A 367-nucleotide genomic window follows, 5' to 3' on the forward strand; every position below is an offset into this window, starting at 1 on the left:
ATTGCCGAAGCAAAAGCGGAGCTTGCCAAGCCGCAGGCACCCGACCTTGTTTCTCTGCTGAACGCCTATTACACCCAGCGCAAAGCCGGGGCGTATTCCCAGAAAGGTAAAATCAGCAACCTAAAGGAGATGAACGAGACTTTCAATTATCTCCGGGCAAACGGCATTTACTCCCTTGAGGATTTGGAACGCCGTGTCAGCGAACACAGTGCTGCCACAGAGAGCTTGAAGAAAACGCTGGACGAACAGAACACCCGAATGAAAGCAATCAAGCAGCTCTATGACAGCTCCGCCGCTTTCCAGAGCTTGAAGCCTGTCTATGACGGCTTGCAGAAAATCAAGTTTGAGAAGCCCAGAGCCAAGTACA

The 367-nt window shown here is 51.2% G+C and carries 1 pseudogene; it reads left to right on the top strand.

Annotated elements, in window-relative coordinates:
* A pseudogene (locus DWZ44_RS18945) lies at positions 1-367 on the top strand (MobQ family relaxase); the annotation flags it as partial.

The sequence above is a fragment of the Blautia sp. AF32-4BH genome (assembly GCF_003460565.1).
GTDB classification, from domain to species: Bacteria; Bacillota; Clostridia; order Lachnospirales; family Lachnospiraceae; genus Fusicatenibacter; species Fusicatenibacter saccharivorans.